This window comes from Phormidium sp. CCY1219, from assembly GCF_055795085.1.
This window is the reverse complement of record NZ_JAYFEQ010000483.1, coordinates 1-20,823: the sequence shown is the minus strand read 5'-3', so window position 1 is coordinate 20,823 and position 20,823 is coordinate 1. Positions and strand designations below refer to the sequence as shown.

17 protein-coding genes and 1 pseudogene are annotated in these 20,823 nt (G+C 50.4%); 7 read left to right on the top strand and 11 right to left on the bottom strand.

Features of this window, described 5'->3' with window-relative positions:
* Nucleotides 1–166 precede the first annotated feature (166 nt).
* On the top strand, nucleotides 167–2,263 hold the full coding sequence (locus AC0QH1_RS12720) for a Calx-beta domain-containing protein (RefSeq protein ID WP_324631508.1): 2,097 nt from the start codon (nucleotides 167–169) through the stop codon (nucleotides 2,261–2,263).
* Here AC0QH1_RS12720 and AC0QH1_RS12715 read toward each other — a convergent pair.
* Nucleotides 2,250–2,414, bottom strand: coding sequence for a hypothetical protein (locus AC0QH1_RS12715; protein ID WP_324631507.1), 165 nt, complete (start codon nucleotides 2,412–2,414; stop codon nucleotides 2,250–2,252). The genes AC0QH1_RS12720 and AC0QH1_RS12715 overlap by 14 nt on opposite strands.
* A gap of 136 nt (nucleotides 2,415–2,550) precedes the next feature.
* Here AC0QH1_RS12715 and AC0QH1_RS12710 point away from each other — a divergent pair, with 136 nt between their 5' ends.
* A complete protein-coding gene (locus AC0QH1_RS12710; protein WP_324631506.1) occupies nucleotides 2,551–4,023 on the top strand; it encodes an MBOAT family O-acyltransferase in 1,473 nt (490 codons plus the stop codon).
* Between the two features lie 71 nt (nucleotides 4,024–4,094).
* Entirely contained in the window at nucleotides 4,095–5,228 is a 1,134-nt protein-coding gene (locus AC0QH1_RS12705) for a hypothetical protein (protein WP_324631505.1), read from the top strand.
* 80 nt (nucleotides 5,229–5,308) lie between these two features.
* Here the strand turns inward: AC0QH1_RS12705 and AC0QH1_RS12700 are convergent, their stop codons facing one another.
* The 9 genes and pseudogenes from AC0QH1_RS12700 to hemW all read right to left on the bottom strand — a co-directional run bounded on the left by AC0QH1_RS12700 (nucleotide 5,309) and on the right by hemW (nucleotide 15,535).
* Complete coding sequence (locus AC0QH1_RS12700; RefSeq protein ID WP_324631520.1) at nucleotides 5,309–5,476, bottom strand: hypothetical protein; 168 nt, start codon at nucleotides 5,474–5,476, stop codon at nucleotides 5,309–5,311.
* Between the two features lie 25 nt (nucleotides 5,477–5,501).
* Nucleotides 5,502–6,158 (bottom strand): annotated as a pseudogene (locus tag AC0QH1_RS12695) (sulfotransferase domain-containing protein); the annotation flags it as partial.
* 25 nt (nucleotides 6,159–6,183) lie between these two features.
* Entirely contained in the window at nucleotides 6,184–6,963 is a 780-nt protein-coding gene (locus tag AC0QH1_RS12690; RefSeq protein WP_324631504.1) for a glycosyltransferase family 2 protein, read from the bottom strand.
* A 155-nt stretch (nucleotides 6,964–7,118) separates the two neighbouring features.
* The gene (locus tag AC0QH1_RS12685; RefSeq protein WP_324631503.1) at nucleotides 7,119–7,859 is read right to left on the bottom strand and encodes an acyltransferase; all 741 of its coding nucleotides are present in this window, start codon (nucleotides 7,857–7,859) and stop codon (nucleotides 7,119–7,121) included.
* Nucleotides 7,860–8,073: 214 nt separating this feature from the next.
* Entirely contained in the window at nucleotides 8,074–8,796 is a 723-nt protein-coding gene (locus AC0QH1_RS12680) for an acyltransferase (RefSeq protein ID WP_324631502.1), read from the bottom strand.
* Nucleotides 8,797–8,957: 161 nt separating this feature from the next.
* On the bottom strand, nucleotides 8,958–10,625 hold the full coding sequence (locus AC0QH1_RS12675) for an alkaline phosphatase family protein (protein ID WP_324631501.1): 1,668 nt from the start codon (nucleotides 10,623–10,625) through the stop codon (nucleotides 8,958–8,960).
* Complete coding sequence (gene hpsE / locus AC0QH1_RS12670; protein ID WP_324631500.1) at nucleotides 10,622–11,569, bottom strand: hormogonium polysaccharide biosynthesis glycosyltransferase HpsE; 948 nt, start codon at nucleotides 11,567–11,569, stop codon at nucleotides 10,622–10,624. Before hpsE (AC0QH1_RS12670) ends, AC0QH1_RS12675 begins: the two co-directional genes overlap by 4 nt.
* A 41-nt stretch (nucleotides 11,570–11,610) precedes the next feature.
* Nucleotides 11,611–13,431, bottom strand: a complete 1,821-nt coding sequence (gene hpsE / locus AC0QH1_RS12665) for a hormogonium polysaccharide biosynthesis glycosyltransferase HpsE (RefSeq protein WP_324631499.1) — start codon at nucleotides 13,429–13,431, stop codon at nucleotides 11,611–11,613.
* 865 nt (nucleotides 13,432–14,296) lie between these two features.
* Nucleotides 14,297–15,535 carry a radical SAM family heme chaperone HemW gene (hemW, locus tag AC0QH1_RS12660; RefSeq protein WP_324631498.1) on the bottom strand — a complete coding sequence of 413 codons (1,239 nt, stop codon included), beginning with the start codon at nucleotides 15,533–15,535 and terminating at the stop codon, nucleotides 14,297–14,299.
* A 237-nt stretch (nucleotides 15,536–15,772) separates the two neighbouring features.
* On the opposite strand from hemW, the gene AC0QH1_RS12655 reads away from it, so the two are divergent.
* Entirely contained in the window at nucleotides 15,773–16,852 is a 1,080-nt protein-coding gene (locus AC0QH1_RS12655; protein WP_324631497.1) for a PIN/TRAM domain-containing protein, read from the top strand.
* 185 nt (nucleotides 16,853–17,037) lie between these two features.
* Here AC0QH1_RS12655 and AC0QH1_RS12650 read toward each other — a convergent pair whose 3' ends face one another.
* On the bottom strand, nucleotides 17,038–18,276 hold the full coding sequence (locus AC0QH1_RS12650; RefSeq protein WP_324631496.1) for a vWA domain-containing protein: 1,239 nt from the start codon (nucleotides 18,274–18,276) through the stop codon (nucleotides 17,038–17,040).
* Nucleotides 18,277–18,588: 312 nt separating this feature from the next.
* Between AC0QH1_RS12650 and AC0QH1_RS12645 the strand changes: the two genes are divergently transcribed.
* The 3 genes from AC0QH1_RS12645 to AC0QH1_RS12635 all read left to right on the top strand — a co-directional run bounded on the left by AC0QH1_RS12645 (nucleotide 18,589) and on the right by AC0QH1_RS12635 (nucleotide 20,716).
* Nucleotides 18,589–19,245, top strand: a complete 657-nt coding sequence (locus AC0QH1_RS12645) for an ATP-dependent Clp protease proteolytic subunit (protein WP_324631495.1) — start codon at nucleotides 18,589–18,591, stop codon at nucleotides 19,243–19,245.
* 98 nt (nucleotides 19,246–19,343) lie between these two features.
* Complete coding sequence (locus AC0QH1_RS12640; protein WP_324631494.1) at nucleotides 19,344–19,940, top strand: ATP-dependent Clp protease proteolytic subunit; 597 nt, start codon at nucleotides 19,344–19,346, stop codon at nucleotides 19,938–19,940.
* A gap of 158 nt (nucleotides 19,941–20,098) precedes the next feature.
* Entirely contained in the window at nucleotides 20,099–20,716 is a 618-nt protein-coding gene (locus AC0QH1_RS12635; RefSeq protein ID WP_324631493.1) for a J domain-containing protein, read from the top strand.
* Nucleotides 20,717–20,823 lie beyond the last annotated feature (107 nt).

Below are 20,823 nucleotides of genomic sequence, written 5' to 3'. Positions count from 1 at the left end.
TGAGTCCTTTGTGGAATGCCTGCAACTTACCCAACCGCGCGATTCTACCCTAAGTACAATTACGGATTCACCTCCCGGATTCGACCATTCATGCTTGTGTTACTCAAACGTCAGCCCTCGCTCGGTTTGCAGTTCTTCTATACAATTCCACTTGAGGAGACGCCAAATGACCTCGATTCGCATCGAAGCCGAACAAATGAACCTCACCACCTACCGGGTGGAGAGCGATCGCACCCCCGCCTCGGGCAATGCGTTAATTACCTTGCACAAAACTGGCGGCACCAGCGGTAGCGCCACCACCACCTTTACCGGCAGTAGCGGCACCTACGATGTGATTCTCGGCTATTTCGACGAAAACGACGGACAATCCCCCATCACCGTGCGAATTGGCAGCCAGGAATCGAGCTTCGTATTCGACGAAAACTACGGAGATGGCGGAGTTAGCTCCCAAAATCACGTCGCTCGAACTGTGGCAACGGGTCTTTCCCTGAATTCTGGGGAGGCGATCGAAATTTTCGGGGCCGTTGACAGTACGGAATTTGCGCGCATTGACTATATTGAATTTGTCCCGGTGGCCGAACCGGAACCTATCGCACAACCGGGTACCCTCGAGTTTAGTGCGGGCCGTTTCACCCTCGATGAAAATGGAACCGCCACCCAAGGGATAACGCTTACCCGGACCGATGGGGCCGATGGGGACGTGACGGTGAATGTGAGTGCCGCCGATGGTACCGCCACCAGTCCCGATGATTACGATAACAGCGACATTTTGGTGAGTTTCGCCGATGGGGAAACCGAGAAAACTGTCACCCTTGCGCTCATCGACGATACGGAAGACGAAGCGGATGAAACTCTCACTTTGAGCCTCAGCAATCCCATCGGTGGGGCAACCTTGGGTAGTGCCGCCAGTGCTGTGGTGACAATTGTGGATAACGATATGTCAAGCGGGATTAACGGGACTGACGATTCGGAGACGCTTTCGGGAAATGCACTGGATAATCCGATCGCCGGCTTTGGGGGGGACGATACCCTCAATGGTGGCGAAGGTCACGATACCTTGGCGGGGGGTCCGGGAAACAATTATCTCGATGGCGGTGAGGGAACCGATACGGCAAGTTACGCGGCGATCGCCACCAGTCGCGTCATCGCTAATTTAGAAACTGGCGTCGCTACCCGCTATTTCACCCCCTTTTCTGCCACCCCGATCGCCCTTTTGCCTTTGGGAGATTCCAACACGCGCGGAAAACCCAATCAGGAAAATTATGCCGGCTATCGCACCCATTTGTGGAATCGATTGGTCACTGGAGATGGGTTTAATATGGATTTTGTCGGATCGGCGCACAGTGGACCCGATGGCATGGATAAAGACCACGAAGGTCGGGGGGGATTTACCATCGATGAACTGACGGATAATTCAAGCAATTTTAAAGGGTATAACAAGCCGGGTGCTCCGGATTATACCACCATTGAAGATACTTTGAGCGACAATCCGGCAGATCTGATTTTATTGATGGCGGGGACGAACGATATTAACCGAGGGGATGATGTGAATGTGGCGATCGCCGAATTAAATGTGCTGGTCGATCGCATCGTCACCCACTCTCCCGATGCCCGCGTTTTGGTGGGTTCCATTCTTCCCAATACCGCCGACAGCGATCGCGAAGCGAGAACCGCCGAGTTTAGCGGGCGCATATTTAATGAAGTGATTTCCCCCAAAATCAATGCCGGAAAAAAGGTGAGCTTTGTCGATATTTATAACGCTCCTTTAGAGACGGCGGATTTTAATTCTGATGGCTATCATTTGGTAGATAGCGGGTATGAAAAAATCGCCCAGGTTTGGTATGAGGAAATTGTCGCTTCGGTTAGCGGTGAAGATACCCTCAGTCAGGTAGAAAATCTGGTGGGTTCCGACTATGACGACGTTCTCACCGGGGATACGAATGTTAACCAGATTTCCGGGGGGTCTGGTGACGATATCCTGCGGGGCGCAGGTAGCGACGATACTTTATCCGGTGGCCCTGGCAACGATTTGTTTGTGTTAGGTGCGGGTGAGGGAACCGATACCATTCTTGATTTTGAAGTCGGTCAAGATTTGCTCGGATTAATGGGCGATTTGAGCTATGACAATCTGATGATTCGTTCCGGAAGTGGCACCCACGCTAACCATACCGAAATCGCGATCGCCGACACCAACGAACTGCTGGCTTTACTCGCGGATATCTCCCCGACTCGCATCAATTCTGATGCGTTTATCGCCCTGTAAGGGTTCCTTTTCGATGCGCCCGGGTGGGGCGATCGCCGAGACTGGTGCGATCGCCCCAGGGATTTGCTAAATTCTGCCATTTTCCGCCAGTTTTCCCCCTCCCTTCGCCAGAAGCTTGCCGGAATCTCTGTTTTCTGCGAGTTTCTGGCATTTTTCACACCCACGTGCGAACCGGGCACTATTATAACTTATTATCCCGGAAAAAAAAACCTCTCTTCGCTAGTTTTTTAAGAGTCATTTCAAATTATACTAGAAAATGTAGAAGTAGAAAAAGAATCTGAGCCACCTTGCTATTTAACTCTTACGAATTCATTTTTGGGTTTTTGCCCATTACCCTGCTCGTCTTTTTCGGCTTGAGCAAATATCGTCTGGTAAGGGCGGCAACCATTTGGCTGCTCTTAGCTTCCCTGTTCTTTTATGGCTACTGGAAAATTTCCTATGTGCCCCTGCTATTGATTTCCGTGGTGGGAAATTATTACTTCGGCCAATTTTTAGATGGAGCCAAACCGGGCACGCCAAAAGCCAAAGCCCTCTTATTCGGTGGCGTTGCCTTTAACTTGGGAATTTTAGGCTATTACAAATACGCCGCCTTTTTCGTTTCTTCTCTCAATCATCTGTTTCAAACTCAATGGCCCGTTCCCGATATTGAACTACCTTTAGCAATTTCGTTTTACAGCTTTACCCAAATTGCCTATGTGGTGGATGCTTATCGGGGACAAACCGAAGATTACGAATACGATTTACCGTCGTATAGTTTATTTGTTACCTTCTTTCCTCAGCTTATTGCTGGTCCGATTTTGCGGCACAACGAACTGATTCCGCAGTTTAAAGTGCTTCGCAATTTTGTATTTTCTCATAAAAATGTTGCCATTGGCTTAACTTGGTTTATCCTGGGATTGGGAAAGAAAGTGCTGATTGCCGATCGCATTTCCCCTTGGGTGGCTACGGTGTTTGATAATGCCGAAATCGTCACCTTTACCGAAGCTTGGGTGGGGGCGTTAAGTTACACCTTTCAACTGTATTTTGACTTTTCCGGCTATTCAGATATGGCGATCGGCTTGGGATGGATTTTTAATTTTCGCCTGCCCATTAATTTTAATTCTCCTTATAAAGCCACTTCCATTATTGACTTTTGGCGTCGCTGGCACATTACCCTATCCTTCTTTCTGCGCGACTATTTGTACATTCCTCTCGGGGGCAGTCGTCGCGGGGAAATTCGCCGCTACTGCAATCTATTTTTGACCATGTTACTAGGAGGATTGTGGCATGGTGCGGGATGGACTTACGTGATTTGGGGAGCCATGCACGGCACCTTTCTTGTGGTCAATCACGCTTGGAAAAAATTTGGCGTCAAATTGCCTCAGTTTTTCGGATGGTTAATCACCTTTCTCGCTGTGATGACGAGTTGGATATTTTTCCGCGCCGATAATTTATATGAAGCGACAGAAATTGTCAAAGCTACGGTTGGAATCAAAGGAATCGTATTGGTTAATGATGTAGAACCCGCCTTGCCTTGGCTCGCAGAAATGGGAGTACAGTTCAGACCTTGGCAGGAATTGCCTTATCTTCCGCCCAATTACCAACAAAGTTTTGTGACGTTAGGATTGCTGTTGCTGGCGGTGACGCTGTTGCCCAATACCCAGCAAATTATTAAGCAATTTAAACCGAAATGGTGGTGGGCGATGGGGGTGAGTGGTATTGCCCTCGCTTGTCTGCTTTCCCTCAATCGAATTTCCGAATTTCTTTACTTTCAGTTTTAATTTGCCAACCCCCGTTTCCAGGTCAAACCTGGGAACGATATTCATCAATTTTAACTCAACGGAGGGTGTAAATGAATAACTATCGACGATTTAATTTGGCTTTTTTAGGAATTACAGTGCCCGGATTGTTAACTGTGGGATTATTTAATGCCGGCATTGACCCCTATGGGGTGATGAATAGTCCGGAAATTTTGGGCCTGAATCGGTTAAAAACCCAGAAGTTCAATCACGTGCGACTGTTCAAAGCGATCGCCGTGACCCGTGTGGAACCGAAAACCCTGTTATTAGGCTCATCGCGCAGCGATTTAGGTCTCGACCCCAATCATCCGGCATTAAATGCAGAATCGGCTTACAATTTGGCACTGGTGGGGCCAAATATGTATGAGGTGAAGCGTTACTTCGACCATGCGATCGCAAACCAACCCGAGGTCAAAACCGTGATTCTCGGACTTGACTTTTTTATGTTCAATCAATTTAAAAACAATCAAGCGGACTTTAGCGAAACGCGATTGGAAAAAGAAACCTTAATGCCCAAGGAGTTTCTCAACGTGACCTTTTCTTTGGGGGCGACGAGATCGAGTTTAGAAACCATTCAATCTAGCCTCAATGCTGATGCCAACTTTCTTTATCAGCCCAATGGCTTGCGATATGTGTACGAAAACGAACCGGAACGACCGATTACCGAAGAATTTGCCAACATGATGGGGGGATTCATGGAACGGGAAGGATATTACAAAGAGTACGAGCTTTCCCAGGAGTTTTTAGGGGCATTACGAGACCTGGTAGAAATTGCCAAATCCCGCGATATTGAATTAAAATTGTTTATCTCTCCCGCCCACGCCGCTCAATGGGAAACCTTGCGCCTTGCCGGACTTTGGCCGGAATTCGAACAGTGGAAACGAGAAGTGGTAAAAATTGCCCCGGTTTGGGATTTTTCCGGGTATAATAGCATCACCACCGAGTCCATCGATCGCGAAATGAATTACTATTGGGATAGTTCGCACTATCGCGAATCCGTGGGAGATTTGATAATCAATCGTTTGTTCGACTATCAAACCGAAAAAGTGCCGTCGGATTTTGGCGTGGTTATCGATGCGGAATCCGTGGAGTCGCACTTGCAAAACATTCGGCGCGATCGCGAAGCTTGGGTCACTCATCATCCCGAGGTGGTTCGCTGGGTGAAAGAACTCAAACCGACGCCCTAAAGTGCGATCCGTCGCCATTGCCTCCCCGCCATCCCACGGAATTTCGTCCCTGTGATGACGGGGAAACTACCAGCGATCGCTTAATCGCCGTATCCATAAATTGGGCTTAACGTTTCATTCATCCGTCGCGTTAACTCCTCAATTTCGCTAAGGCTCAAATAATCTTCAAACCCGCCCACTTTTCCCCGGCGAGTTTTGTAAGATTCGGGATCCCTGCGATCGCTTGGTTTTAAGCGATAGCATCCCACCCCCCCCTTTTTCCTCCATCTTTCGCATGTTGTCAAAAGAAGCAAACTCCACCGCTTCCGCGATCGCTGCATCTCCTATCTGTGCGATTCCAATAAACTCCATAACTTTACGCAGTTCTCTTGCGGGATTAACATGAAGGTCTTCATACCGAATCATTAAAAAATCTTTCGGAACTTGACGATTTTGCGCCCAAATCTGATAAAATTATAAAATCGTATCAAAGCTACCTACTGGTTCGTTAATGTAGTCCGATAACTCTCCCTGGTAATAGGGTTTGTCTGGATAAATGTGACTCCGTTTCTTTTTCTCAAAATAACTCGAAACCAGCACATCTCTCGGGTCTCGAACCAAAAAGATAACCTTGGCATGTTTGTACTTCGCCTTGGATCGAACCAGTTCCTCGGGTTTTTTCCAAAACGCATCATCGTCGTGAGTGATGAATATCTTCGGAATATCCGGATGCTGTTCCCCTAACGCATACAACTCCATCAGATTAGTCGCATTTTTTAGCTCGAAGTGCCGTTCTAATGCTTTCGCGATCGTTAACCTCAGCCAGGTTCGTCCGCATTTGGGAAAAGAAATCAGAAATACCTCAGCCCTGCGCTCATCATGCCACCGTTGTAGCTGCTGAAGCCTTGGAATTTTATGTAAAATCTTCTGAGAATAGCGCTGGATTTTCATCGGGTAAATTTCCCCCATTAAAAGGTTAATGAAACGAACAGTTCTCCTCCAAGGAATAGAGGCCAAAATCATCGCGAATTTCTCCGGTTAGCGGGCGGTAATTCACCACCACTTTTTTCAAGCGAGGCAAAAGCTTTTTCGGGCGAATGACATTGGCAAAATTCCTCACGTTTTCCCCATGACCGAGCATATAAATCGCCCCAAAAAAGGGTAAGGTTTCCAAAGGTGTCCCCTTTTTTTCCATAATATCCATAATGTAGGCATGGGGACGATGATAGCGATTGTAATCGATGCGATCGTCATCTGTATTTTCTGGAAGATCCTGCAAGTCGTAGCGAATGATATGACTGCTTCCACACCATTGATAAAACGCTTTCTTTTCCCTAAACAGGAAATTGCTTCCTTCTTCATATAAATACCCTTTATTGAAAACCCATCCATTGCCATCTCGATTTTGCTTTACCCACTCCGCTAAATGCTTGCTGACGCAATCATCTGCATCCATAATCATGGTATGGGTGGGGTGGTATTTTTTCGCAGCTAGCAGTCCGGCAAACACTTTTCGGCGTCGATCCAGACGCTTTTTTTCAATATCATCTCCGGGAATGGAAAACCTGATTGGCAAGTATTCAATATTCGGATGATGGAACTGAATTTTTGGCTGTTCGTGACAAACCACAATCGCTTTAAATTCGCTTGCAGTTTGAGCGCAAACCGAGCGAATGCTGCGCTCGAATATTTTGCACGTTTGTTCCCAATCTCGAGCTACTTTAGCGCTTTTCAGGGCAATCGCAAAAACTAACATTTTTTTACAACAAAATTATGCAATGGTAAAAAAAATTGTAGCACAATAAATCTGTTTTGGGCGATTTTTGGGTGAGTCTTTTTTCGGCAAATCCTGGGGTAGACTGGCAGTAATTCAACCTTACTAAAAGCAGTAATTTTACTTATCATTGTCTCTCAAATTCTGCCACTTTTAACCGCCTCTTCCACTTCAGCCTCTCGCCGAGAAATGACTTTCGCCGGCATGCCAACGGCAATAGAATACGGGGGAATCTCTTTCGTCACCACTGCCCCTGCACCGATGACGCTGCCCGTGCCAATTTTTACCCCATCCAGGACTTTTACCCCAGTGCCTAACCAGCAATTATCTTCAATAACAATTCCACTGTAACTGTTGCCTTGTTCGTTAATATTTCGGTGGAAATCTGAAAAAACGTGATTGTTAGAATAAATGCTAGAATGAGAGGCAATCAAACAGTCTTTGCCGATGGTAAGCTGACATCCAGACAGGCAGGTGTAAGGCCCGATATAGGTGCGATCGCCGATGGTAATCGGGCCTTGACTACCATGCGCTTTTATATCCACACCGCGATCGAACGAGACGCGATCGCCGATTTCAATTCGATTGCGCCGACCAATCGTTCTCAGGCGAACGTCACGAGACATAAACACCTCATTGCCCACTTTCATCCAACAAGCGCCGACAAATTCTACCCCCGTTTCAATGGTGACTTTTTTGCCCAGTTTGGCCACAAAACTGCGGTACGCCAGGGTTCGCAACCAAGAACCAAAGGGAAACGGCACCCATTGCAGTAAGGGCACTTCTATGCCTTCTATTAAGCGAAATAACCGATTGGCGATCGCGATTTTCCAGGGTTTCTGTCCGGATGAATTGGCGGAATAATTGTGCGGATTCATGGGTAATATTTCAGGATATTATCGTTGTGGGTCAGTGGGTGGCGACGGGCAAAAAATTGCGGCAATTGTGGGATGGAATTCCTCCAATCAAAGCAATTCCATCGCCTTCCCTGACACTGTTTTACGGCAAACCCTGACCGCGATGCATCATCCTTTAGTGGGATTTTTCCGATACTTTTGCCAGAAATTATTTCCCCCCGGGTGGCGCGCGCCGTTACCGGGTTTCAGAGGAATTTTCCGGGGTTTTCTTTCGCAGGGAAACCACTTTCGCCGGAACCCCAACGGCGACAGAATAAGGCGGAATATCTTTCGTCACTACGGCCCCTGCACCGATGACGCTCCCGCGACCGATCGTAACGCCATCGGTAATTCTAACACCACTCCCGAGCCAACAATCATCCTCGATGGCAATTCCTTTGTAAGACCGCTCTTGTTGGTTGATTTTGCGATCGGGGTCGGTGAAAATGTGATTGTTGGCATAAATTCCGCTATGGGAGGCAATCAAACAGTCTTGTCCGATTTTGATGTGACGACCCGACAAACAGGTGTAAGGTCCGATGCGGGTGCGATCGCCGATTTCGATATATCCATCGTCATGCGCTCTGATATCTACCCCCCGTTCCAGACTGACGCGATCGCCAATTTTAATCCAACTGTTTTTGCCATCGGCGGCGATGGAAGCGATCGAGCGAATGTAGGTTCCCTCGCCGATTTCTATCCAATAGGTTTGGTTAAATTCCACATTCGGTTCGATTTGCACGTTGCTTCCCATCCGGGCAAAAATTCCCGGATAAAACCACTTTCGCAGTTTCATTCCTACGGATAAGGGAAGGGGAGACAAAAGCGCGATCGCCACCCGATAACGCCGACTTATTTTCCCTTTTTTTCCTGGTTGATTTTGCGCTGAATTCAAACGCTGAGAATTAGCCACACTCATAATACACTTCGGGTTATTTTTCTAATGTTATTGCTGGCTTTGGCTGGTGCGAATTCACGATAAAATAAATTACGCAACCCCCCATTGGTAGGGTGAGCAGTACACAATCTACCCATCGGGTTAAACGTTTTCAACGAGGGGGATTTGACTACAGGGCGCGCTCACGAGGGAGCAACGGTAGAAACAGGGATTTCCAGCAGGGGTTTCCCTTGCAAGCGATCGGGAATCGGTGCGCCCATTAAGGTTAAAATCGTAGGCCCTAAATCGATCGCATCTCCGTCGGGCAAGGTAGAACCGGGGGCGATTCCCTCACCCTCGACCATGAGAAACCCTCGGGAACGATGACTGCCGGTGCGACGGTGGGGAACCGGTCCGATGCGTCCGAAAGCGGGACTATCCATAATATCTGCCGGGGGCTCTTGCCATTCCACCACCAAATCGGCGCTGGGGAGTTTGGGATCGCGATCGCTGGCGGATTTCCGGGTGCGGATGACCTGTTTCACCACCCGATCGCCGGTGCGCGGGTTCCGCAGCGCATACAAATGTTGCGTCAAATTCTCACATAGCGCCTCATACTCGGAGGGTTCGACGATGCCTTGCGGTTCCCGTCCTTTTAAGTTTATCCGGATATATCCTTCGGAAAAACTGGGCAAGGCAAAGGCTTTCATTTGCGGCCAAAATGGCTTATACCAGGTCACGGGTTGCCAGAAAAACGGATCCCCTTGTGCTTTCAGGGTTTCCGAGGAGGCTAAATCCGGAGTTTGCACCACGCCGAGATAGCGATCGATCCACTCGTGCCAGCGCGTGGGCAGATATTGTCGCAACAAACGTCGCAAGGGGTTGGGATCGAACTTGCGCTGCCAGATTTCTCCACTCCAGGTTTTCCGTCGCGCCTTTAAAATGGGCGGTGGCGGGGTGGTGCCTGTTTTTCCCGGGGCGATCGCCACTTTTCCGGGAAAATTAAATCGGTAGAGCAACTCCCCTAAAAAGAACATACTCGCCGCATCAGTGGTGTTATTCCCGCTACCATGTACCGAAAACACCACCAGATAACTGTCTGCCGGTGCCTCGGCGAGGATGTCTCCCACCGCGCGATCGGCAGCTTCAAACACCTCCAGCAACGGATCGGTGCTGAACAAATCTTGCGGGCGATCGCGATACAAAGGATGCTCCGGTTGACTCATAAACCAAAAGTCGTGACCGGCAGAGTGCGGTTCGCCAAACACGGTTAAAAACAGATCCCAAGGCTCCTGTCGCACTAAGTCCCGGCAAATCTCCTTGCGCCGGGAAATCCCGGTCAGCAGGGCTGAGCGCAGGCGTGTGAGATAACCCCGATCCCACCACTCTCCATGATCTTTGTGCAGGGCCGGATGTTCCCCATAGCGCTGGTTTATCTCGGACAACAGGCGATCGGGTCGCGAATGACTGGGGGTTCCGGGAGAATGCGCTCCCCATGCCAACACTTGAATCCCATTCACCGCCTCGGAAAGGGTGCCTTTCGGCATGTCGAACACCGCCACTCGGTAATCGTTCCCTAAGGCATAAAACGGCGGATATTCTTTAAAGTCATACGCCCCCACATTTTCGATATTATAGGTGCCTTCATGGAGGTGAATTCCGCCCCAATAGCCGGTTTTTTGCGGCACACAACCGGTCAAAAAGTTCGTCCAAGGGGTTTCGGCTTTATAGTGGTCGATGCCGGTCAATCGTCCGTAGGCTCCGCGATCGCGCAAGCGTCGCAGGTTCGGCAAATGTCCCCCTTCCATCCACCGTTCGATGAGGTCGGGATCCGCTGCATCCAGTCCGATCGCAATGACCGATTTTCTCATTTTAAACTCCTTGACCCAAGCGAATTTTTTAAGTAATATAAAGGGCTGGCAAAACTACTCAAGAAAAATTCCATCTCGCAAGCTGCCACCACATCGGTTCTCACCCGATCGCGATACCGCAGAAAGTGCCGCAGCGATCGGCGCAAACTTCCTAGCATAATTTTGGCAAAAATAATCGGTTTTTGCCCCGGTTTGGCATGAAGCGTCCGCAGCTCGCAGACGCATAACCCCACCGTTCGCGACAGAGACATTAAATACTCTTTCTCCAGTCGCGACTTAGGAATTTTATGCGCGATTTTCATCTCCGGATTGTACCAAATTTCCCACCCCGCATCGTGCATGTGAATCGAAATTTCAAAATCATTTCCCCCTCGGGTAGTACGCGCTAAGCGGCGCGGTACGCTTTCGACCCAAGCTTGTTTGCGAACCACTAACCCCGCCCCAGCAGGTAAACTCAGCCGTTCCGGGTCGTATAAATGCGGTTGATAACCTCGCTGTTTAATGGCAAGAAACGATTGAATTCTTTCAAATCCCGGCGGCGGTTCTACTTCAAATTCGCCGTAAATTTGACCGCCATAAGCCCCGGCTTTCGGATGCGCTTTTCCGAAGCAGTAAGCCGCCCATACCCAGTTGGAATCCGGCAGGTTATCGTCGTCTAGAAATCCGACCAATTCTCCTCGAGCTTCGTCAATGGCTTTTTGACGAGCAAATGCGAGTCCTTGTTGGGATTCAAAACAGTATTTTAATGGGTAGGCATCGGGCCAGTTGGCTTGATACTCGCGCACCAACTTGGCGGTGTTATCTTGGCTGTTGTTATCCACGATCGAGATTTCCCAGCAGAGGGATTCGCCGTTGATTTGCGATCGCAGTCGGTCTAAAATCTCCCTTAAGCGGCTTCCCCCATTATAAGTAGGAATAGCCACGGTGAAATCGATTTGTTCCATGTTTGTTGCAAATTTCACTCTTATCGAATCGGCGCGTGGGTTTAACTCATTTGTTGTGCTGTTGCCAAATTGTGCGGGTTTACCGATTTCCAATTTAAAGAATGCAAATCAAGCGGCAATTGGCAGGTCAATCCAAAGGGAGTCGGTCGAGCAATGCCAAATCCTTGGGCGTAATTAAATCCGATATTTTTAGTGGTTTCTAACAGTTCCGGCGTTTCCACACAGTGGGCAATCGTTTTCATGCCCAAATTTTGGCCAACCTGATTGATTTTTTGCAGGCGATCGCAATGGAGTGGATTTTGCAGCATGCTCTTGACTAAGTTGCCATCAATCTTCAGGTAATCCACCGACAGTTTTTCCAGGGCTTCCCGGCGAGACCCCCGATTACCCACCCGATCTAAGGTCACTTGACATCCGATGGCTTTTAATTGCCGAATCATGCGCGCCACTTTCTCTAAATTCGCGATCGCGGTTCGTTCGCCGATCGCAAAACACAGCATTTTTGGCGAAACGTTTTGAGAGGCAAATTCCCGTTGCAGGAAATTCACAAACCCCTCGTCATTCACACTCGCCTCCGACAGGTTAATTTCGTAAAGCACACCGCTCGGTTTGCTTCCGGTGTGGGCAATTGTCTCGCATAAGGTTCGGATTGCCCAGCGGTCGATGGTTCGCATCAAATTGTGCCGTTCTGTGGGGGGGAGAAATTCTCCGGGCAATCGCAGTTTGCCAGTTTTATCTTCCAGACGTAAAAGGATTTCGCTATGCTCGAAGTCGTCGCGATCGCCTTTGAGGGGATAAACCCGCTGCGAATGCAGGCGAAAGCGTTCTTCTTCAAACGCTTCGGCAATTTGTCGCGCACTCGCTTCGGTTTGCAGCACTGTAGCGCGATCGCCCAACTCGGAATTTAACCACTGATGTTTCCACAAAAACCACGGACTCATCACCGAACTGGTTAACAATTCCCGTTCGCAAGCTGTCGCCGTATCCTGCACCTTATCCGGGCGATATTTTATCGCGTGCAAGACCAACCGTCGCAAATCGTTGGCCAAATACGCTGGAAATGCTAAGGGTTTTTGCCAGCTTTTTAACGTCATCATCCGCAGGCGATTTCGGCTCAAACCTACACAGCGAACCAGCATTAACAAATAGTCTTTTTCTAACCGCGAATTCGGGATTTTGTGGTGAACCACCATTGCCGGATTGTACCAAATATCCCATCCGCCATTCTGAATGTGCAATAATGCTTCTAAATCTTCACTGGCCAATCCGGCGTCTTTTCCTTTATGGTTCAAAAACAACCGGGGCGGAACGTGCTTTTCCCAGGCTTCTTTCCGCACCACGACCCCCGCTCCCGGCGGGAGAATTTTATGTCTCGGATCGTATCGATGGGGCTTATCCCCCCGTTCTATAATGGCTAAAAAGCAGGCGACTCGCTTGATTGAATCCGGAACTTTGTCCGTCGCGGTGTTTTCATAAAAGTATCCGTGAATCTGACTGCCAAATGCCCCCACTTCTGGATGGTTTTGGCTGAATTCATACGCCGCCGCTACCCAATTTGGTTCGGGTAAGTTGTCATCATCGAGAAATCCGATTAATTTGCCGTTGGCTTTCTCTACAGCTCGTTGTCTGGCAAAGGCTGCACCTTGTTCCGCTGCAAAGCAGTAGCGTAAGGGTATCTGTGCGGGCCACTGCGCTTGATATTCCCGCACCAGTTTTGCTGTGTTGTCGGTACTGTTATTGTCCACGACGATCGCTTCCCAGGAGAAATGTTCCGTCCCCACCTGACTCTTGAGGCGATCGAGTACCTCTCCTAAGCGCTTTTCCCCGTTATAGGTTGGAATTGCTACTGTGATGTCAACCATAAGTATTAACTCCCGTATTCGTAAATTTTAAAATCGCAGAAGATAAGGCTCACTTACCGCCAGCTATGAGGAGGTTGGTTGGCGTTTTCCCGGATTCACCACGGTGATGTCCCCCTGGGGTTTTTTCTACACCAACCTATTCCACCATCCTTCGGTAAAGCGTGACGGATCGACTGTACCTAGGTATAAATTCTGGGAAGGGCGGGCAAAAGCCCCACCTGTTACCTGCGAGCGATCGCGTTGGGTACGTTGTGGCCGCCCAGCGTTCCCACTGGCGCGTTCCCATCCCAGACGTTCCATCTTGCCCCCTACAGAACAAGTGTCATCCCCATGCGACTGGGGTTGAATCGCGCCCCTCGGTTTTTACTGAGATTTAGTTTGACATATCTCGAACCGTTTTCAGTGGATTCCACGAAAATTTTTCTCTATTTTACAGAATCTTTATCCTCTCGGCCACTTTTTATGAATTTTTTGTAAAGAAGGGGGTCGCCCCGGTTGATGTTCTAGTAATTTTACGGACTCCGTTCGCGGATTCGCTCGAATTTGGCTTATATTATCCCGAGGTTATCTGCGTATATTTACGGATTGATGTAGCGAAGTGAGTTGGGGATAATAGAAACTTTTGGCAGCAAAGCCGAAGGCGGGCTGACGGCTCTAAAACGGCTCGGTGCCCTTGCTGCATCCCAGACTCGATACCCAGGTGAGTGCTGTTACCCGGGCAAAGTTCCCCCCTTCTTCCGGACTAGATTGGCAATTGGCAATTGTTAAACTGGGTTGTCCCGCCGCCTAGGGTCCCCAAATCGGCGCGATTTGTCAAGAATCGGTGACAAAATCGGTTTTTTCCTCGGGGTTGGGCGCGGGGGGATTATTCCAAGGCGCTAAATACGCTGGCCAAAATCGTATTGGAAAACAAAAAGCCTTCTGGGTCCGTGAGTCTGAGCCATCCCGAGGGGGGCAAAGCGGTTCGGGAGGGCAGGGTAATGGGGGCACCGGTTTCGGAAACCACCTGCAGCCATCCGGCGCGGGCGTAGGGCTGCAGGGAAGTCCAAATGCGATCGCGAGTTTCCCGGTCTAATTGGGCGCTCAGGGTGGCTAAATTCCATCCTCGAGCCAAGCGCAACCCCAACATCAGGCTTTCCAACATCACCTCCGAGGCGGGGGTTTCGGCACAGTCGATCGCCCCGCCATTGGCTTTCAACCGCTCCACCCAGGCATAATATTCGCGCGTTTTCCGGGGGCGAGTGAAGCGTTTCCCCCCCACATAACTCGCCGCACCCATGCCAAAGCCATAATAGGGACGATTTTCCCAGTAGACCTGATTGTGCAGACACTCATACCCCGCTAAGGCATAGTTAGAGACCTCATAGTGTTGATATCCGGCATCAGAGAGAATTTGCGAGGCGAGACGGTACATTTCGGCGGTCAAGTCGTCGCTGGGTAACGGTGCCACACCGGGTTGGTAATATCGGGCAAAAGGAGTCTTCGGTTCGACGATTAAATCGTAACTGGAGATATGGACCGGAGCGATCGCCACTGCAGCTTCTAGAGAATGCTGCCACTGGGCCAAAGTTTGATGAGGTAGTCCAGAAATCAAATCCAGACTGAAGTTGGTTATCCCCACTTGGCGGATCGACTCCAGGGCTGTCAGAATGTCAGCAGAGTTGTGCGATCGCCCGCTAGCGGCGAGCAGTTCATCTTGAAATGCTTGCACGCCCAAACTGACGCGATTAATTCCTGCCGCGCGATAGCCGGCCAATTGTTGGCGCTCAAAGGTACCCGGATCCATTTCGATGGAAATTTCCGCATCCTTGGCGATGCCAAATCGGCGATCGAGTACGGTTAGGATCCGGTCTAACTGCTCCACCGACAACAACGATGGCGTGCCACCTCCGAAAAAGACCGTGGTGAGGGGTTGACCCAAACTCGGGGTGGTGTTGATTTCTTCTTGCAGCAGCGCGACATACTCGACGATCGGGCGGGAATTTTCCCCCTGCTGGCGATCGCCCACCACGAACACCGGAAAATCGCAGTAGTAGCATCGGCGACGGCAAAAGGGAATGTGAAGATAAGCTGAAGTCGGAATTTCAGCCCTTTTCCCTTCCATCGGGGTTTCAAACAAATTGGAACTTCGATTCTCAGCGATACCAAACACTCTGGTAAATTACAACGAGCCAGCGGAAAACGGCTTCGGCCTAAAAACCTTCCCAGTATAATAGGAAGGTCTGCTAAAAATCAATCTCTACCGTTGGCTTCCAGAACTCCTCGATGACAATCTCCTCCGATGGCAAAGCCCCCTAGGAGAAATCAGGAGTTGTACCTTTTATCGAATAGGCTTGCAACCATGCTTGATGCAATCATCATTCTGACATTTATCTTAGCAGGAGCGGGGATCGGGTTCTACGGCATCGAACTGCTCCCCGCTGGTGCGATCGACCAGGTAACGAATCTCGACGGCTTGCGTTCTGTAACCGCCGGTTTTGCAGCCTTAATTGGCGGTGCGTTTGGATTATCCGTGCAAACCACCTATCGGCGCATGGAAAAGCAAGTGCGGCACATGCCCATCGACCTGCTCATCACCCGGGCGATCGGCTTGGTGATGGGACTTCTAGTCGCCAACTTGATGTTGGCCCCGGTGTTCCTCCTGCCCATTTCCCCCGCATTAGGCTTCATCAAACCCCTCGCCGCCATCCTCGGCAGCGTCATGTTTGCCTTCCTGGGGATCGCCTTGGCGGATACGCACGGTCGAGCCTTCTTGCGGCTGATCAATCCCAACAGCGTGGAAACCATGTTGGTTGCTGAAGGCACCCTGAAGCCTGCCGCCACGAAAGTAGTGGATACGAGCTGCATTATCGATGGTCGCATCGAAGCCCTGCTCAGCACCGGCTTTCTCGAAGGGCAAATCTTGATCCCGCAGTTCGTGTTGCAGGAATTGCAGATGGTGGCCGATGCCTCCAACGATCGCAAGCGAGTGCGCGGGCGTCGGGGTCTGGATATCCTCAACCGCATTAAAGAAAGTTACGCCGAACGAATCGCCATCCACTCCGCAGACTACGAAGACCTGCACACCGTGGATGCCAAGTTGGTGCGCCTCGCCCAAGAAATTAACGGCACCCTGCTGACGAATGACTACAATTTAAGTAAAGTCGCCACCGTGCAGAAAGTGCCGGTTCTCAATATCAATGACTTGACCCAAGCCGTGCGTCCGGTCTATCTGCCCGGAGACAGCCTGGAATTGAAAATTCTCAAAGAAGGGAAGGAGGATTCCCAGGGTGTGGGGTATTTAGAAGATGGCACGATGGTGGTGGTCGAAGAAGGCAACAAGCATATCGGCGACGAAATGCGCGTGGTGGTGACTTCTGCTTTGCAGACCTCTGCCGGACGGATGATTTTTGCTCGCCCTCATGCTTCAGTTATTGCCTAACCCGATAATTCGCGATCGCTCCTGCTATGCGCGTGAAAATCTGTCCTGCTTTTAATTACACTGCCCCGATTTTACCTGGCTTTCGGCAAAATCGGGGCAGTGGCTTTTGATGAGCACTCTCCCGGTCAAACCGAGGTTTGAAGCGGGCAACGTCGAGAACGCTCCCCCCTGAACCAGGGGCTTTTTTATTGCAAGATGGTCTTGGAGACGATGCGGGTTTTTTTGCGATCGCCCTCGGAGAGTTCTTTGCCTTCTTGCAATTGAGTGGCACTGGTTTGCAGGACCGTTGCGCCGCCTTGGTCTCCCATTTGCAAAGCGGTTTTGGCCGCTGTTTGCAGCATGGTGGCCGCACCCACGCGATCGCCTTGCTGCATTTTCTGTTCGGCAATTTGGGTTTGCCGATATTTGGCTAAGGCTAAGGTGTGCTGCTGCACCTGGGGATTCAAGGCCGGCTGATAGGCACTCAGGACGTTGGCCGAGATCGCGATCGGATCCGAGAGCAAGCCGGTTTTGCCGATGCCGGGGTCATCGTAGCGCACTTGCACTTGCGCGATCGGTTGGATGCCTTCGCTTAACTTGCCCACGTACAGATTCGCCAACACCACCCGCTGCACGTCTTTCATCACGTCCCCCAAGCGCACGGCCAATTTTCCGTTTTCGGCTTGCACTGGCAGTTCGATGGTATCCGGTGCTACTTGGGCTACGGGTTTGAGTTCGGCCAAACGCACTTTCGGCATCAGTTTCAGCAGCAGGTAAGCGTTGGTTAGGGCTACGGACTGCATCCGGTTGAATAACCGCCCAAATTCGTTCGCTGCCTGTTCTGGATGTTCGATATAGGAGAGGGCACCCCCAGCAGCATCGGCGAGTCTTTCAAGCACGTCTTGGTTCCAGTGATCGCCAAATCCCAAGGCGTTTAAGGTGAAGTTGGCGGCGGCGGCTTCCACGGCGAGTTTGATGCAGCGATCGTTGCTGCCATGTTCGTTTTCGCCGTCGGTGAGGACGAAGGCTTGGGAAACTGTGTCTTTTGCTCCTTTTTTCAGTTCCTCGATGCCCTTTTTCATGCCTTCATCGATCGCAGTGCCACCGTCGGCTTTTAGTTTGTCGATTTTCTTTTTGATGCTTTCGGTGTCTGAGATAACTTGGTTGGAGACGATGACTTTGGCTCTGTGGTCGAAGGCAACGACGCAGAGGCGATCGCCCGGGTTGAGTCGGTCGATCAGTCCGTAGGCTGCTTCTTTGACCGTTTTCAGGGGTCGCCCTTCCATCGAACCGCTATGGTCGAGAATCAGGCACAGGTTCAGGGGCACCGCGCTTTCTGTCCCAGTGCCGATCGCGGACACGGAAATCGAAAGCTGACGCTGGTTGCTCGCCTGACCGGCATCGAGATTCGAATCGTTCAATGCCAGGTTTAAATCGACTTTCATTGCAATTTCCTCCTCGCAATGTCAAAACTGCTGTTGATTCTGGGTTCCCAGTGAAGTTTGGGGCTATTTGGATTGTGGCACAACCCTCGTCCCCACAGCTAATGCGATCGCTCTGGCTCATCGTTCATTAACAACCCGCAATATGCTCCCTTCAATTTCGATCCCTTCTGACCTCTTCAAGTTCTCCAATCCCCAATCCCCAATCCCCAATCCCCAATCCCCAATCCCCAATTTTTAATTTTTGCAGCGCCCCGGGCAGGGACACGCTACTATAAATAGAGACACAGCCATGATTGCAAGCAAAAACTGGACATGAACTCACCCATTAAGGCAGTTCAATCGCCCTATTACGGGGACGCCTCATATCGGACACCACCCCCAGATTTACCCTCCTTGTTGCTCAAGGAGCGGATTGTCTATCTGGGGATGCCCTTGGTGCCCGCCGTGACCGAACTGATTATCGCCGAACTGCTTTACCTGCAGTACGACGACCCAGAAAAACCCATCAATATCTACATCAACTCCACCGGCACCTCGAGTTACAGTGGCGATCCGATTGGCTTTGACACCGAAGCCTTTGCCATCTGCGACACCATCAAATACATCAAGCCCCCGGTTCACACCATTTGCATCGGATCGGCAATGGGGATGGCGGCGATGTTGCTCTCTGCCGGCACCAAAGGGTGTCGCGCCAGTCTGCCCAATGCTACCATCGTCCTGCACCAACCGAAAGCCTACACTCGCGGTCAAGCCTCGGATATTCAAATTCGAGCCAAAGAAGTGCTGGCCAATCGGCAGACCACGATCGATATCTTGTCTCAAAACACCGACCAGCCTCCAGAAAAGATTATCAAAGATATGGATCGGATGTTCTACATCACCCCGCACGATGCTGTAGAATACGGCCTGATCGATCGCGTTCTGGAAACCAAAGACTTGGCGCAGCCCTTGCCCGCCGGCGTCAGCTAATCTTGAAACGCACAGTGTGGATGTTGAATGCGTAAGCCTCCAGCATCTCACTAGACTGGCTTACCCACGCAGTACATAGTATAATAGAGGAGCGCAAAATGCCGATTGGTGTGCCAAAAGTTCCCTACCGGATGCCGGGGGAAACCTATACCCAGTGGATTGATATTTACAACCGCCTCTATCGCGAGCGCATTATTTTCATCGGGAAAGATATCGACGATGAACTGGCGAATCAAGTCATCGCCGTGATGCTGTATCTGGATTCTGACGATGCAGGCAAAGACATCATTCTCTACATCAACTCTCCCGGCGGTTACGTCACCTCTGGCATGGCAATTTATGACACCATGCAGCACATTAAATCCGATGTGGTGACCATTTGCGTCGGTCTGGCGGCTTCGATGGGATCCTTCCTGCTGGCTGCCGGTGCCCCAGGCAAGCGTCTGGCACTGCCCCACTCTCGGATTATGATCCACCAGCCCTCTGGTGGCACCCGAGGTCAAGCCAGTGACATTGAAATTGAGGCGCGCGAAATCTTGCGAATTCGCCGCAATCTGAATCAGATTTACGCGAATCGCACCAATCAACCCCTGGAAAAAATCGAGAAGGACATGGATCGCGATTTCTTCATGTCGGCGGCAGATGCCAAGGAATACGGCATCATCGATCGCGTGATTGAAGACCGCCCCTCCTAAGCGGAGATTAAATTAAGAATTGAGAATGGGTTAATTTTCAATTCTTAATTTTCCGCGATCGCGGCTTAATTTTCCTCAGAGGTCGGGGTTCCCCACTATCCGGAATGCTACAACAATGGCAGAATCTCGATCGAAAGAGTTCTGCCATTGTTATTGCGATGAATGTTGTACAGTGCTATAAAATACTCGGTTTGAATGCAGGCGCAACCTTGGAAGAGGTGAAGGCGTCCTATCGCTCGTTGGCACGGCAGTTTCATCCCGATGTCAACCCCGATGCAAGAGCGCACGATAAATTTATCGAACTGCACCAGGCGTATCAGTTCCTGCTCACCGTGGCCAAACCTGCGGCTGAAATGCCCCAACCCTCTCCCACCCCCGCCCCTACCCCCTCGCCGGTGTCCACATCCGGCAGATCCGCCAAAACCCACGTCACCCCCAAGGATCCATTTTTTCGCAACAATCCTCGACTCACCGATGTGGAAGAACTTCTCAAACAGCGCGGATATTTGCAATTACAGCAATTGCTCAAAGACAAACGGTTTCCCCGCGCCGTTGCCTTAGTCGAAGCACTGGCCCAACGCATCGCCCACGATCGCGAAATCCAACAATGGTTGGCGATCGCCTATCAGCGCTGGGGACGCCACGCGATCGCCCAAGGAGAATTGGAAAAAGCTCGGCTATACTTGAAAAAAGCCCTCCGCACCGACCCGCATAACCGATCCCTGTGGGTGGAAGTGGAACGAGATTTCCGTCGCATGGAGCAGATATTCCGATGACCACCACCGCACCGATCGCCAACGCACCTACCGAAGGAAGAGTCTTGCTAAAGCAGATTAGCTGGGACACTTACAAACGATTGTTAGCCGACATGGGAGACAATCGC